The following is a 13,783-nucleotide window of genomic DNA, read 5'->3' on the forward strand; positions in this document are numbered from 1 at the left end:
GGTTCAGTCCTCATGGCTCGCGTCGCCCTTGCCCAGCTCGGCCTTGAGCGTGAAGCTGCCGGTGGTCGCGATCCGCTCGCGCCCGGACAGGCCCGTCCGGACGATCACGCCATCGCCCGCCGCTTCCCCCAATGTGACCGGGGTGGCCAGGAAGCCGGTGCCGGTGCGGACGAAGACCACCGGGCGCCCGTCCACCGTCTGGATGGCGGTGGTCGGCACGCGGACGGCGCCGCTGGCATCGCCGGCGATCTGCACGGCGGCGGTCACCGCCTCCCCGACCCGCCAGGCCCCGTCGCGATTGGGAAGCGTGGCGATCGTCGGCACCAATCTGGTCTGGGGATCGAGCGCGGGCGACACGAAACGGACCCGCGCCGTGCCCTGTCGCCCCGGCGCAGTCACCGTCACGGCCGTCCCCGGCCGGACCCGCCCCGCATCGGCGGGCTGGAGGTTGAGCGACAGCGACAGCTGTCCCAGGCTTGCGACGCGGAACAGTTCGGCATCGGCGGCAACCGTCTGGCCCAGCGTCACCGGGCGGGCGATGACCTGTCCCGCAATCGGCGCAACGATGCCGATCCGGTTCAGGCTGCCCGCACCGCTGCCGGCGGCGGACACCTGGCTGCGCGCCTGGTCATAGGCGATGCGCGCCTCCGTCGCGGCGGTGCGGGCCGCGATCAGGTCCTGCTCGGGCGATACGCGTTCCGCGAACAGGCGCTGTTCGCGGGCCAGGTTCGACCGGGCGAGCGCAAAGCGTGCGCGCGATGCCTCCACTTCGCCCTTCAGCTGCGCCGCCTCTCGGCTCTCTATCACGGCTAGGGTCTGTCCGCGTTGGACGGACTCACCCAGATTGCGGACCAGCGCGACCACACGACCCGACAGAGCGGCGGACACGATCTGCATGCCCTGCGGATCGCCCTCGATCGTGGCGGGAAGGTCGATGACGCCGACCCCGCCGGTCGTCGGCCGCGCGATCTGGATTCCCGCCGCTGCGATCCGGTCGGGCGACAAGGTGACGACGCCTTCCGCGGCATGGCCCGCGGGCGCTTCGCCGTTCGTGGTCGGGTCGCTGGTTTCGGGCGAGCCGCCGCAGCCCGCCAAGGTCAGGGTCAGGGCGATTGCGGCGCCTGGAAAGGGCATCTTCATGGCAGTGTCTCCCCCTGCGGCACGGGGGCGGTCAGCCGCTCCAGCCGAGCCTGGGCGTTGTGATAGGTGGCCAGCGCGTCGATCGCCGCCAGGCGGGTGTCGGCCAGCGTGCGTTCGGCATCCAGCAGGTCGAGCTGCCCGAACTTGCCCTCGCGATAGCCGATGCGGGCGATCCGGGCGGCTTCCGCCGCGGCCGTCATCGCGGGTCCCGACGCCGCCCTGGCGCTGGCGGCCGCGTTCGCGACCTCCGCACGTGCGTCGGTGATCGCCTGTTCGACGTCCAGCGCCGTCGCGCGCCGCTGCGAATCCGCGCGCACGCGTTCGGATCGTGCTTGGGCGAGGGCGGAGCGACCGGCGTTGAACAGCGGGATCGGCAGCGAGACGCTGAACACGGCAGCGGTGTCGTTGGTCGCCGAAAGCCGACGTAGCGCCGGGCCGACGGTGAGGTCCGGAACGCGGGCGGCGCGGAACAATCGGACATTGGCGTCGGTGACCGCTAGATCGGCTTCCGCGGCGGCCAGCGTCAGGGTGCCCGTGGCAGATGCTATGGCGCTGGGTCCATAGGTGACGGGCGGCAGTGCATCGAGCCACGCATCGTCCAGCGGACCGTCCACGGGCCGGCCGATGCGGCGCGCCAGGTTCTCTCGCGTCGCCCCCGCCAGCCGCTCCGTCTGTTCCAGCCGTGCAAGCGACAGCGCCCGTGCGACCATGGCGCGTTGTTCCTCCAACGGCGAGGCGCGCCCCGCCTGCACGCGCACCTGTGCGGCATGCAGCGCGTCGCCGGTGACCCTATGCTGGTCCCCGGCAGTCGACAGACGCCGCGCCGCCGCGACCGCCTCCACGTACAGCTGTGTCACCTGATACCGCACATCCGCGGCGGTCATGGCGGCCTGAAGCTCCGCCCGCGACAACTGCGCATCGGCGACAGCTATGCGCGCACCTCGTTTTCCGCCCAGTTCGATGGGCACGGCGACGCCCAGCGTCGTCTCCGCGCTCCTGAGGCCGCGATAGGGTCCGCTGCCGACGACATTCTCCACCTGCCCCTGAAGGGACGGGTTGGGGCGGAGGGCGGCCGTCGTCCGGGCTGCGCGGGCCGCTTCGACGCCGGCGCTCGCCGCCTCCATCATGGGTGCGGAGCCACCCGCCGCCGCGACCGCCTGTTCCAGGGTCAGCGGCCCGTCCGCCATCGTGGCGGACGCGCGCTGTTGGCTTGCCTGCGCCGACGCCGCGCAAGGCACCGCGACGCAGAGCGCCGCGATCATCTTCATCATGTTGCATTGTCCCGACCGAGCATTCCGGGCCGGCTGCACAGCCGACCGGCGACGGGTCAGGCGCGCGGAGGCCTTTGCGCGACACTCTCTTCGGTCGCCGTCAGCATGCGCGTCGGACGACCGCCGGGCAGGCCAGCCGTGACGGGTCGGCAGGCCTCGGCCAGCGCAAGCGGTGGTACGCCCAGGTCATGGCCGTGACAGATGCTGTGATGATGGGGCAGGCCATTGTCCCCGTCCGCTGGCACCTCGTCCCCGTCGCCCGGAGCGTGAACGACAAGCTCCACGCCAGCCAACCGCCCGCCCGCTTCCTCCGCGGCATGCGCCATGGCCGACCAGCCGGTCAGGACCAGCATCAGGCAGGCAAGGAATGGAAGCAGCTTGCGCATCGGCACCCGTGTAGCACGCCCGGACCGAAGCGTAACCCTTGCGTGATCCCTGTGCGTCGATGCGGTGGGGGACTGATATCCGCCGAACCATTACTTTCGAGATGGCAGGTCGATCGTCCGTGCATAATTCTTGAAGGCGTGACGATCGCCCGACAAAGGCATTTCCCGCAACGCCGCGCGGACGCCCTGGCGACGGAGCGGCGATCAGGTCGCCGCGCCGCTACCCTGATCGCCGCTCCCGTTCGCGGGCTTGATCCGGGTGGTCCACGTCGTCGAACTGGCGGAGCGGGACGGCTCGGCCTTGGCCGGGGTGCCGCTGCCCGCCAGCATCCCGTCCAGCGTTCCGCCGGTCATGCCCAGTTCCGCCATCAATCCGTCGATCAACGGCCCACCCACGCGGTAACGCATGGCGGCAGCGACCGCAGCGTCCGCCAGATTCGGCTGACCGCCAGCAGTGGTGCCGTCGGCCGGGCCGTCGCCATGCAGGCCGCGTGCGTCGAGGATGCTGATCTTGTCGATATTCTCCATCGGCTTGGCCGCCGCTGCGATGATCGCCGGCAGCGCGTCCAGCATCGCCCTGCGGATCAGCAGCGCGGTCTGCGCGTCGCTGAGGATGTTGGTCGCCTCGTTCAGCGAAGCCTGTCCGGCTGCATCCACCCTGAATGCCGCCTCACGACCCTCCGCGCGCACTTTTTCGGCATCCGCCGCTGCGGTCGCCTCTGTGCGCAGCGCGCTGGCGCGTGCCTCGGCGGCCTCCTTTTCGGCGGTGGCGGCGACGGTGATCTGCACCGCCTCCTCCTGCGCGCGCTGCGTGGCGGCGATCACGGCGACGTTCTTGTTGCGGTTGGCGATCTCGGTGGCCTTGGCGGTGGCAACGCTTTCCTCCGCACGAACGGCGAGTGCGCGCGCCTCGTTGGCGGCGGCGGTCGCGGTTGATTCCTCCTCGGACTTCTGCGCGGTCTGTACGGCGGTGGTGATGCGGGCGATCTCGATGGTCCGGTCGCGCTCGATGGTCGCGGTCTGGATGGCGCCGTCGCGCGCGATGGTGGCGGTCCGGACCACCTTGTCCGCCTCCGTCTGGGCAACCGTCTGCGCCTGGGTCGCGGTGATGCGCGCGATCTCCGCCAGGCGCGTCTGCTCCGCCTCGGCAGTGGCGATAGCGGTCGCCTGTTCGGCGCGGCGCGCGGACAGCGTCTGTTCCTGCACCAGCCGCGCCTGTTCCGCCGCCTGCGCGATCTCCAGGCTTTGGTTGTTCGCCTCCAGATTGCGTTGCTCGATCGCGACGCGGTTGGTCGCGACGATGTCGTTCCTGATCTTCTTTCGCTCCTCGATCGTGCGGGTGAGCACGGTCAGCCCCTCCGCGTCGAAGGCGTTGTTCTCGTTGAAATGCTCGAACGCGGTCTGGTCGAAATGGGTGATGCTGACCGACTCCAGGTGAAAGCCGTTCATGTCCAGATCGGTCATCAGTGCTTCCTGTACCTTCTGGATGAAGTCGGCGCGGTTGGCGTGCAGATGTTCCATGGTCATCGTCGCCGCGACCGAGCGCAGCGCGGACACCAGCTTGCCGTCCAGCAGGGACTTCACCGCGTCGGCGCTGTTCACCGAATCGCCCAGCGTCTGCGCGGCGGCGGCGATCGATTCGGCGTCGGGCTTCACCTTGATGTGGAACAGGCCGACCACGTCGACGCGCAGTTTGTCCAGCGTGATGAGCGCGTCCTTGTTCAGGCGCGACACCTCCAGCTTCACGGTGGTCAGGCGCACCTGCATCAGTTCGTGCAGGACCGGTATGACCATGATGCCGCCGTTCAGCACGACCTTTTCGCCGCCGAACCCGGTACGGATCAGCGCCACGTCCTTGGTCGCGCGGCGGTACAGGCGGGTCAGGATGATGCCGATGACCACAAAGGCGAGCAGGACGATGCCCGCATAGATCAGCACGTTCAGAAGCGATGCAGGCACGTCGACCATCTCCCCCAGTCAGCCACGCACCCCTTGTATCAGATCGATCGAAGAAACGTATCGTCATCCGCCAGCGCGAAGAAGCGCGCGCCGTCCCGACGTACGATCAGCACGGTGGAGCCGGACGCGATCGCATCGCGATCGTCATGGGGCTCGACCATAATGACATGGGCCTGCCCGTGACGGTCGACGACCTTGGCGCGTGCGGGGGCGCCGCGGCGGGCCGTACCCTCCAGCACCGTGGCGCGCTGGCGCAGCAGATCGTCGCTGGAGATCACGCTGGTTTCGAAACCCGGGATTATGCGGGCCAGCATGCGCGCGGCAAAGGTGTTGAGCAGACCACCGACCAACAACGCGCCGGCGGTTGCGAGCGGCCATGCCAGCGGCGCTGCGCGCCAGCCCTCGGCCACCTGCTGGATGGCCACGCCCGCCACGGTGAAGCAGCCGAGCAGGGAGGTCAGCCATATCAGGATCGGCAATTCGCCGCCTAGTCCCAACCAGTCCAGCACCCCGCCATGCATGTCGCCGCCGACATCGCCGTCCAGGTCCAGATGCCCCAGACCCAGCCCGATCGCCTCGATCAGGCCGATGCCGATCATCACCACACAGGCGATCGTGAACGGCAGATACGGGACGGTCAGGAACTGCTCCAACACGGCCAACGACCTATCACGCGGCCGCCGTCCTGTCACCGCGCGGACCGCGCCGGTGGGTCGGCCACGGCACGTTGAGAAAAAAACGCCAGCTATACGCGCGCTATATGCGATTGGCGGGAATCGATCTCGAATTGCTACGTGGCATGCGCCTAATCGCGCTCCCCTGAAGGCGTCGTCGCGGGACGGTCGCCGCACGAATGGGGTGCAGTGATGAAGGTCCACCATGCGGTCGCGGCCGCGTTGTTCTGGCTGCCGGCCGCGACCGAGGCGCAGTCGGTGCAGGATGACACGGTCGCGTCGGGAGAAACCGCGCCGCCGGCCGCGCTGCCAGCCGCGCTGACGGTCAGCGGGTCGGTCGCGGTCGTGTCCGACTATCGTTTCCGTGGCGTGTCGCAGTCGGATCGGCAGATGGCGGTGCAGGGCGGGATCACCGTGTCCCACGAAAGCGGCCTCTACGTCGGCACCTGGGCATCGAACCTGGCCGGATGGGGCACGTTCGGGGGCGCCAACATGGAACTGGACCTGATCGGCGGATACCGGGCGAAGCTGGCCGACAATGCCACGCTGGACGTCGGGCTGACCTGGTATGTCTATCCGGGCGGCGCGGACAAGACCGATTTCGCGGAGCCGTACGTCAAGCTGACCGGCACGGCCGGGCCCGCCACGCTGACCGCAGGCGTCGCCTACGCGCCCCGGCAGCAGGCGATTGGCAAATGGTACAACAGCGGCGCGGATGCCGCCGCCGGCCTGTACGACCATCCCGGCGACAAGGACGACAACACGTATATCTGGGGCGACAGCGCGCTGGCGATCGCCGGCACGCCGGTCACGGCAAAGGGTCATGTCGGCCACAGCTGGGGCCAGGATGGGCTGGGCCCGAACGCGACCGCAGTGTCGCCCACCGGGTCCTATTGGGATTGGTCGCTGGGCGCGGACGTCACCTACCGGAACCTGACCTTCAACCTGTCCTATGTCGACACGGACATCTCGTACCGGCGGGCGGCCTATCTCCGCCCCAGCTTCAGCAAGGGGCAGGACGGCACCGGCACCATCGCGGGCGGCGAGGTCCTGGCCTCCCTGACCGCCGCCTTCTGACATCGGAGAACACCCATGCAGGACATGCTGTGGATCGCGATCATGGCGGGGCTGGCGGCGCTGACGCTCGCCTTTATCCGCCTGTGCGACAACGCCTGAGGAGCAGACCCATGACGCTCGACCTCTGGCTGGCGGCGCTCACCGCGCTCGGCCTTCTCATCTATCTGGTGGCGGTGCTGATCCGCCCCGAACGCTTCTGAAGGAGGCGGATCCATGACACTTCAGGGCTGGTTCCTGATCCTCGCCTTTACCGGCATCCTGCTGGCGCTCGCCAAGCCGGTCGGCCTGTGGCTGCACGCGCTGTACGAGGGGCGGAGGACGCCGCTGCACGTCGTGCTCGGACCGGTCGAGCGCGGGTTCTACCGCGTCGCCGGCATCGATCCCGCCGCCGAACAGGGCTGGCGCCGCTACGCGCTGCACATGCTGCTGTTCAACGTCGTGCTGATGGCCTTCACCTATGCGGTGCTGCGCTTGCAGGGCGTGCTGCCGGGTAATCCGCAGGGCCTGCCCGGCCTGTCGCCGCATCTGGCGTTCAACACCGCGATCAGCTTCACCACCAACACCAACTGGCAGAGCTATGCCGGCGAGAGCACGATGTCGAACCTCAGCCAGATGCTGGGGTTGACGATCCACAACTTCCTCTCGGCCGCGACGGGGATCGCGCTCGCCTTTGCCCTGTTCCGCGGCTTCGCCCGGCGCGAGGCACGGGCGATCGGCAATTTCTGGGCCGATGTGACGCGCGTGACGCTGTACCTGCTGCTGCCGATCTGCGTCGCCTACACGCTGTTCCTGATCGCGTCGGGCGTACCGCAGACGCTGGCCGGCGTGGTCGACGTGCGCACGCTGGAGGGGGCGCGGCAATCGATCCTGCTCGGCCCGATCGCCAGCCAGGAAGCGATCAAGATGCTCGGCACCAATGGCGGCGGCTTCTTCAACGCCAACAGCGCGCATCCGTTCGAGAACCCGACCGCGCTGACCAACATGGTGGAGATGCTGTCGATCTTCGTCATCGGCTTCGGCTTGACCTGGTGCTTCGGCAAGGCGGTCGGCAACACTCGCCAGGGCTGGGCGATCCTGGCCGCCATGACCATCCTGTTCCTGGCCGGCACGACCGTGACCTATTGGGCGGAGGCGTCGGGCAATCCGGTGCTGCACCAGATCGGTGTCGCGGGCGGCAACATGGAGGGGAAGGAGGTCCGTTTCGGCATCGCGGCGTCGGCGCTGTTCTCCGTGGTCACGACCGCCGCGTCGTGCGGCGCGGTCAACGCGATGCACGACAGCTTCACGGCGCTGGGCGGCATGATCCCGTTGTTCAACATCCAGCTGGGCGAGGTCGTGGTCGGCGGCGTCGGCGCAGGGATCTATGGTTTCCTGCTGTTCGCCATCCTGGCGGTGTTCGTCGCGGGCCTGATGGTCGGCCGCACGCCCGAATATGTCGGCAAGAAGATCGAGGCGCGGGAGGTGAAACTGGCGGTGCTGGCCATCGCCGTGCTGCCGCTGCTGATCCTCGGCCTGACCGCGCTGGCGTCGGTGCTGGAACCGGGACTGGCCGGCCCGCTTGCCAAGGGGCCGCACGGCTTTTCGGAGGTCCTGTACGCCTTCACCAGCGCGGTCGGGAACAACGGGTCCGCCTTTGCCGGGCTGAGCGCCAACACGCCGTTCTACAACGGCCTGCTGGGCATCGCGATGTGGGGCGGCCGCTTCTTCATCATCGTGCCGATGCTGGCCATCGCGGGCAGCCTGGCCGCCAAGAAGCACACGCCGGAGAGCGCCGGGTCGTTCCCCACCACCGGCGGCCTTTGGGTCGGCCTGCTGGTCGGGATCATCCTGATCCTGGGCGGTCTCACATTCCTGCCGAGCCTCGCGCTCGGTCCCATCGCCGATCATCTGGGCATGATCCGCGGGCAATTGTTCTGAAGGGGCGCCGACCATGGCACGCACCGCAACCGCATCGCTGTTCACCGCCGAACTGATCGTCCCGGCGATCGCAGAGGCCTTTCGCAAGCTCCACCCCCGCGCGCTGGTCCGCAATCCGGTAATGTTCGTCACCGCGGTCGTGGCGCTGTTGCTGACCGTCCTGATCAACGTGGGCGGCGATGGGCTGACCCTGGGGTTCAAGGCGCAACTGATTGTCTGGCTGTGGCTGACGGTCCTGTTCGGCACCTTTGCGGAGGCGCTGGCGGAGGGGCGGGGCAAGGCCCAGGCGGCCAGCCTGCGCGCGACAAAGGCCGAACTGACCGCGCGCCGGATGAAGGGCGACCGGGTCGAACAGGTACCCGCCAGTGCCCTGCGTGTCGGGGATGTGGTGCTGGTCACCACGGGCGACCTGATCCCGTCGGATGGCGAGGTGATCGCCGGTGTCGCCTCCGTCAACGAGGCCGCGATCACCGGCGAAAGCGCGCCCGTGATCCGGGAGGCGGGGGGCGACCGCTCCGCCGTCACCGCCGGCACGCGCGTCATCTCCGACGAAATCCGCGTCCGCGTGACGGTCAATCCGGGCCAGGGTTTCCTCGACCGCATGATCGCGCTGGTCGAGGGTGCGGAGCGGCAGAAGACACCGAACGAGGTCGCGCTGACGCTGCTGCTGGTCGGGCTGACGGTGATCTTCCTGATCGCGGTCGCGACGATCCCGGCCTTCGCCAGTTACGCCGGGGGCAGGATCCCGGTCGCGATCCTGGCGGCGCTGCTCATCACACTGATCCCGACGACGATCGCGGCGCTGCTGTCGGCGATCGGCATCGCTGGCATGGACCGGCTGGTCCGGTTCAACGTGCTGGCCAAGTCGGGTCGCGCGGTGGAGGCGGCGGGCGACATCGACGTGCTGTTGCTCGACAAGACGGGCACGATCACGATCGGCGATCGCCAGGCGAGCGAGTTCCGCGCAGTCGGCGGCACGAACGAGGCCGAGCTGGCGGAGGCCGCTTTGCTCGCCAGCCTGGCCGACGAGACGCCGGAGGGGCGATCGATCGTGTCGCTGGCGCGGGAGCGGTTCGGGGTCACCACGACGGCGCTGCCGGCCGGGGCGGAGGTCATTCCCTTCACCGCGCAGACGCGCATTTCGGGGGTGAAGGCCGGCGACCTGCTGATCCAGAAGGGAGCCGTGGATTCGATCCTGCGCGCCGATGCCGGCATGGGGGAAACGGCTGCGGCGACCGAACTTCGGCGCATCACCGACGAGATCGCGCGCGCCGGCGGTACGCCGCTGGCGGTGGCGCGCGACGGGCGGCTGCTCGGCGCCATCTTCCTGAAGGATGTGGTGAAGGCCGGCATCCGCGAACGGTTCGGCGAATTGCGCCAGATGGGCATTCGCACCGTCATGATCACCGGCGACAACCCGCTGACCGCCGCCGCCATCGCGGCCGAGGCGGGCGTGGACGACTTCCTCGCCCAGGCGACGCCGGAGGACAAGCTGGCGCTGATCCGCAAGGAGCAGACCGGCGGCAAGCTGGTGGCGATGTGCGGCGACGGCACCAACGACGCACCCGCGCTGGCCCAGGCGGATGTGGGCGTGGCGATGAACACCGGCACCCAGGCCGCGCGCGAGGCGGGCAACATGGTCGACCTGGACAGCGACCCGACCAAGCTGATCGAGGTGGTGGGCCTGGGCAAGCAGTTGTTGATGACGCGCGGCGCGCTGACCACCTTCTCCGTCGCCAACGATGTCGCCAAATATTTCGCGATCATCCCCGCCATGTTCGTCGCACTGTATCCGGGGCTGGGCGTGCTGAACGTCATGGGCCTGGCGACGCCGCGGTCCGCGATCCTGAGCGCGATCATCTTCAATGCGCTGATCATCCCGCTGCTGGTGCCGCTGGCGCTGAAGGGCGTCACGTACCGACCGATGGCGGCCGGACCACTGCTCGCGCGCAATCTCGCCATCTACGGCCTGGGGGGCCTGGTCGCCCCGTTCATCGGCATCAAGATCATCGACCTTGTGGTCGGTGGCCTCGCCCTCGCGTAAAGGATCACACATCATGGGCAAGGATTTCACCTCCGCGCTGCGTCCCGCGATCGTCATGACGATCCTGTTCGCCGCGCTTCTCGGGCTGGGCTATCCGTTGGCGATGACCGGCATCGGCCAGGCACTGTTTCCGGATCGCGCCAACGGCAGCCTGATCCGCGATGCGGGCGGGCGGGTGATCGGGTCGGAAATGGTCGGGCAGGCGTTCACGACCGGGCGCTATTTCCAGACGCGACCCTCTGCGGCGGGCAAGGGATATGACGGCCTGGCCTCGTCCGGGTCGAACCTCGCGCCGACCGCGCGGGCACTGGCCGATCGCGTTCGTGCGGACGTGGCGAAGCGGCGCGCGGAGGGTGTCACGGGTGCGCTGCCCGCCGACCTGGTGAGCGCGAGCGGGTCGGGCCTGGACCCCGACCTGTCGCCCGCCTCCGCGCTGGCGCAGGCGCCACGCGTTGCCCGCGTTCGCGGACTGCCGCTCGCGCAACTCCGCGCGCTGATCGCGGAGCGGACCGAGGCGTCGGTGTTCGGCGACCCACACGTCAATGTACTGGCGCTCAACCGCGCGCTCGACGCCTTGCCCCGCGTAGCCTTGCCAGGCGTCGGTCGCGCCGACCTGCCGTCGCGCTGATGGCGGTTGTCGGCCCCGGATCGGACGGTGCGCGGCCCGATCCGGACGCCCTGCTGCGCGCGGCGACGCAGGAGGGGCGCGGGCGGCTGAAGATCTTTCTCGGCGCGGCGCCGGGTGTCGGCAAGACCTATGAGATGCTGTCGGAGGGCGCGGCGCGGCGGCGCGACGGCGTGGACGTGGTTGTGGGCGTGGTCGAAACGCATGGTCGCCGGGAAACCGACGCGCTGACCCGCGGGCTTGAGATCGTGCCGCGCCGCGATGTCGTCTATGAAGGCCGTACGCTGCACGAGATGGACGTGGACGCCATTCTGGCGCGCGCGCCGCGTCTGGTCCTGGTCGACGAACTCGCCCACACCAACGCGCCCGGCAGCCGCCACCCGAAACGCTACGGCGATGTCGAGGAGCTGCTGGCGGCGGGCATCGACGTGTATTCCACCGTCAACATCCAGCACGTCGAAAGCCTGAACGACGTGGTCGCCAGCTTCACCCGCGTCCGCGTCCGCGAAACGGTGCCCGACAGCGTGCTGGAAAGCGCGGAGATCGAGGTCGTCGACATCCCGCCCGACGAGCTGATCGAGCGGCTGAAGGCGGGCAAGGTCTATTTGCCGCAGGAGGCGACGCGTGCGCTGTCGCACTTCTTCTCCAAATCGAACCTGTCGGCGCTGCGCGAACTGGCGCTGCGTCGCGCCGCGCAGGCGGTGGACGCGCGCATGCTCGACGACGTGCGCGCGCTTGGCCTTGGCGGCACCTGGGCGGGCAGCGACCGGATCGTCGTGGCGATCAACGAACTGCCCGGCGCCGACGTGCTGGTTCGCGCCGCCAAGCGGGTCGCCGACGGCCTGCGCCGACCGTGGACGGCGGTGTTCATCGAGACGCCGCGCGCCGCGCACTTCACCGACGCACAGCATGGCCGGGTGGCGGCGGCGATGACCCTGGCGACGCAACTGGGCGGCGCGGTCGCCAGTGTCCCGGCGCAGAATGTGGTGGAGGGGGTGCAGTCGTTCCTGGCGGATGCGCGCGCGACGCAGCTGGTGCTGGGCAAGTCCGCGCGGTCGCGCTGGTTCGAGCTTCGCCACGGGTCGGTCGTCGACCGCCTGATCCGCGACACGCCCGACGTGACGGTGCACGTCCTGCCGATGCCGGTCAGCGACCGCCGCGAACAGCGCGTCCGCCGCCGGCCCGCGCGGTGGGGTACCCCCGCTGGCTATGCCGCGACGACGGCCATGGTCGCGGGCGTGACCGCCATCGCCAGCGCGCTGTTCCACATCCTGGACCTGGGCAATGTCGCGCTGCTGTACCTGTTGCCGGTGATGGCGGCGGCCAGCCTGTTCGGGCTGCGCACCGGCCTGTATGCGGGTATCGCGTCCAGCCTCGCCTACAACTTCTTCTTCCTGCCTCCGGTCGGCACGCTGACGATCAGCAATCCGGAAAACCTGGTCTCGGTGGTCGTGCTGCTCGGCATCGCGGTGGCGACCAGCCAGCTGACCGCGCGCGTGCGGGCGCAGGCCGACCTGGCCGCCGCGAGCGCGCGGACCAACGCGACACTGGCAGGGTTCCTGCGCCAGATCGCGGCGGTCAACGACCTGGACGGCGCGGCCCGCATGATCTGCGACGATGTCCGGCGGCTGCTGGGCGTGCAGGTCGTGCTTCTGGGCGCGAAGGCGGGCGCCGACCTGGAGATCCTGGCCGCGAGCGATCCCGCCTATCGGCTGGACGCGATGGACAATGCGGCGGCCAGCTGGGCGTTCGACACCGGCAATCCGGCGGGCAAGGGGTCGGGCACGCTGGCCGCGTCGGAATGGCTGTTCCAGCCGGTCAAGGCGGGTGATCGGGTGCTGGGCGTGCTGGGCGTGGCGAGCGAGGCGGGGGGCGATCCGGTGCGGGCGGATCAGCTGTCCCTGCTCAGCAGCCTGGTGGACCAGTCGGCGCTGGTGCTCGAACGGCTGCGGCTGCAGGCGGAGATGCGCGACGTGGATGCCGTGCTGACCCGCGACCGGCTGCGTGCCGCGCTGCTTTCCTCGGTCAGCCACGACCTGCGCACCCCGCTGACCGCGGTGATCGCAGCCGCCGCGCAGCTGCACGGTGGCGCGACGCCCGAGCTGATCGCGACGATCGAGGGGGAGGCGGCGCGGCTCAACCGCTTCGTCGCCAACCTGCTCGACATGGCGCGTGTGGAGGCGGGCGCTCTGCGGCTCAACATGGAGGCGACCGATCTGAGCGATGCGGTGGCCGCCGCGGCGCACGATGCCCGGCGCGCTCTGGAGGGACATGCGGTGCGGCTGGACGTGCCGCCCAATCTGCCGCTGGTCCGCGCCGATCCCCAGCTGCTGCATCATTGCCTGCTGAACCTGTTCGACAATGCCGGACGCTATGGCGATCCGGGCAGCGACATCGTCATCGAGGGACGCCACCGTCCGGGGGAGCTGCGTCTGGCGGTGCTCGATCGGGGGCCGGGCCTGCCGCCCGGACGCGAGGCGGAGGTGTTCGAGACGTTTCGGCGGCTGGAGGGCTCCGACCGCGCCGTCGGCGGCACCGGCCTGGGGCTTGCCATCGTCAAGGCATTCGCGGAGGCGATGGGCATGACCGTGGAGGCGGCCAATCGCGCGGACGCCACCGGTGCCGCCTTTACCCTGGTCTTTCCCGCCGCCCTTATCGTCCGCGACCCGTCGATCGAAAGCGTTTCCTGA

Annotated in this window: 11 protein-coding genes; 6 read left to right on the forward strand and 5 right to left on the reverse strand. The window is 69.5% G+C overall.

Going from position 1 to position 13,783, the window contains the following annotated elements; all coding sequences use genetic code 11:
- Positions 1-3 precede the first annotated feature (3 nt).
- The 5 genes from BMX37_RS08670 to BMX37_RS08690 all read right to left on the reverse strand — a co-directional run bounded on the left by BMX37_RS08670 (position 4) and on the right by BMX37_RS08690 (position 5,412).
- Positions 4-1,140 (reverse strand): efflux RND transporter periplasmic adaptor subunit, encoded by a 1,137-nt coding sequence (locus BMX37_RS08670; protein WP_093665317.1) that lies wholly within the window; start codon positions 1,138-1,140, stop codon positions 4-6.
- The gene (locus BMX37_RS08675; RefSeq protein ID WP_093665318.1) at positions 1,137-2,411 is read right to left on the reverse strand and encodes a TolC family protein; all 1,275 of its coding nucleotides are present in this window, start codon (positions 2,409-2,411) and stop codon (positions 1,137-1,139) included. The genes BMX37_RS08670 and BMX37_RS08675 overlap by 4 nt, the downstream gene beginning before the upstream one ends.
- Positions 2,412-2,467: 56 nt before the next feature.
- On the reverse strand, positions 2,468-2,797 hold the full coding sequence (locus BMX37_RS08680; protein ID WP_093665319.1) for a hypothetical protein: 330 nt from the start codon (positions 2,795-2,797) through the stop codon (positions 2,468-2,470).
- Between the two features lie 204 nt (positions 2,798-3,001).
- Entirely contained in the window at positions 3,002-4,756 is a 1,755-nt protein-coding gene (locus tag BMX37_RS08685) for a flotillin family protein (protein WP_244501467.1), read from the reverse strand.
- Between the two features lie 38 nt (positions 4,757-4,794).
- On the reverse strand, positions 4,795-5,412 hold the full coding sequence (locus BMX37_RS08690) for an OB-fold-containig protein (RefSeq protein WP_093665320.1): 618 nt from the start codon (positions 5,410-5,412) through the stop codon (positions 4,795-4,797).
- Between the two features lie 210 nt (positions 5,413-5,622).
- Here BMX37_RS08690 and BMX37_RS08695 point away from each other — a divergent pair, with 210 nt between their 5' ends.
- The 6 genes from BMX37_RS08695 to BMX37_RS08720 all read left to right on the forward strand — a co-directional run bounded on the left by BMX37_RS08695 (position 5,623) and on the right by BMX37_RS08720 (position 13,783).
- Positions 5,623-6,507 carry a TorF family putative porin gene (locus BMX37_RS08695; RefSeq protein WP_093665321.1) on the forward strand — a complete coding sequence of 295 codons (885 nt, stop codon included), beginning with the start codon at positions 5,623-5,625 and terminating at the stop codon, positions 6,505-6,507.
- 110 nt (positions 6,508-6,617) lie between these two features.
- The gene (kdpF, locus tag BMX37_RS08700; protein ID WP_022685962.1) at positions 6,618-6,707 is read left to right on the forward strand and encodes a K(+)-transporting ATPase subunit F; all 90 of its coding nucleotides are present in this window, start codon (positions 6,618-6,620) and stop codon (positions 6,705-6,707) included.
- A 13-nt stretch (positions 6,708-6,720) separates the two neighbouring features.
- Complete coding sequence (kdpA, locus tag BMX37_RS08705) at positions 6,721-8,424, forward strand: potassium-transporting ATPase subunit KdpA (protein ID WP_093665322.1); 1,704 nt, start codon at positions 6,721-6,723, stop codon at positions 8,422-8,424.
- Positions 8,425-8,437: 13 nt separating this feature from the next.
- Entirely contained in the window at positions 8,438-10,468 is a 2,031-nt protein-coding gene (kdpB, locus tag BMX37_RS08710; RefSeq protein ID WP_093665323.1) for a potassium-transporting ATPase subunit KdpB, read from the forward strand.
- A gap of 13 nt (positions 10,469-10,481) precedes the next feature.
- On the forward strand, positions 10,482-11,096 hold the full coding sequence (gene kdpC, locus BMX37_RS08715; protein WP_093665324.1) for a potassium-transporting ATPase subunit KdpC: 615 nt from the start codon (positions 10,482-10,484) through the stop codon (positions 11,094-11,096).
- The gene (locus BMX37_RS08720; RefSeq protein WP_093665325.1) at positions 11,096-13,783 is read left to right on the forward strand and encodes a sensor histidine kinase; all 2,688 of its coding nucleotides are present in this window, start codon (positions 11,096-11,098) and stop codon (positions 13,781-13,783) included. The genes kdpC and BMX37_RS08720 overlap by 1 nt, the downstream gene beginning before the upstream one ends.

It is taken from the genome of Sphingomonas gellani, assembly GCF_900110035.1.
Lineage (GTDB): Bacteria > Pseudomonadota > Alphaproteobacteria > Sphingomonadales > Sphingomonadaceae > Sphingomonas > Sphingomonas gellani.

Coding starts and splice junctions, on each gene's coding strand:
- BMX37_RS08720 (WP_093665325.1), top strand. CDS start 11,096: ATGGCGGTTGTCGGCCCCGGATCGGACGGTGCGCGGCCCGATCCGGAC.
- BMX37_RS08670 (WP_093665317.1), bottom strand. CDS start 1,140: ATGAAGATGCCCTTTCCAGGCGCCGCAATCGCCCTGACCCTGACCTTG.
- kdpA (WP_093665322.1), top strand. CDS start 6,721: ATGACACTTCAGGGCTGGTTCCTGATCCTCGCCTTTACCGGCATCCTG.
- BMX37_RS08680 (WP_093665319.1), bottom strand. CDS start 2,797: ATGCGCAAGCTGCTTCCATTCCTTGCCTGCCTGATGCTGGTCCTGACC.
- BMX37_RS08675 (WP_093665318.1), bottom strand. CDS start 2,411: ATGATGAAGATGATCGCGGCGCTCTGCGTCGCGGTGCCTTGCGCGGCG.
- kdpC (WP_093665324.1), top strand. CDS start 10,482: ATGGGCAAGGATTTCACCTCCGCGCTGCGTCCCGCGATCGTCATGACG.
- BMX37_RS08695 (WP_093665321.1), top strand. CDS start 5,623: ATGAAGGTCCACCATGCGGTCGCGGCCGCGTTGTTCTGGCTGCCGGCC.
- kdpB (WP_093665323.1), top strand. CDS start 8,438: ATGGCACGCACCGCAACCGCATCGCTGTTCACCGCCGAACTGATCGTC.
- kdpF (WP_022685962.1), top strand. CDS start 6,618: ATGACGCTCGACCTCTGGCTGGCGGCGCTCACCGCGCTCGGCCTTCTC.